The organism is Sphingomonas sp. CCH9-F2, from assembly GCF_001556735.1.
GTDB classification, from domain to species: Bacteria; Pseudomonadota; Alphaproteobacteria; order Sphingomonadales; family Sphingomonadaceae; genus Sphingomonas; species Sphingomonas ginsenosidimutans.
In genome coordinates, this window is record NZ_LSJO01000719.1 from 1 (window position 1) to 221 (window position 221).

At 72.9% G+C, this 221-nt stretch carries 1 protein-coding gene; it reads left to right on the forward strand.

Features of this window, described 5'->3' with window-relative positions:
- Positions 1–221, forward strand: a 221-nt coding sequence (locus AX685_RS20705; RefSeq protein ID WP_156445967.1) for an FAD-binding protein, incomplete at both ends; no start/stop codon positions are given.

A 221-nucleotide genomic window follows, 5' to 3' on the forward strand; every position in this document is an offset into this window, starting at 1 on the left:
AAGCCCTTCGCGACCGCGGCGGCGCTGGATTCGAGCACGCTGCGCTGTGGCGGCGGGGCGAGCGGTATCCTGGTATCCTCCACCGCGCGCGATGCCGGGGTGGCGGGGCTGGAATTCCTGCGCTCGATCCCCGGCACGGTCGGCGGGTTCGTGCGGATGAACGGCGGCGCCTATGGCCGCGAGACCGCCGACGTGCTGGTCGAGGCCGAGGTGGTGATGCG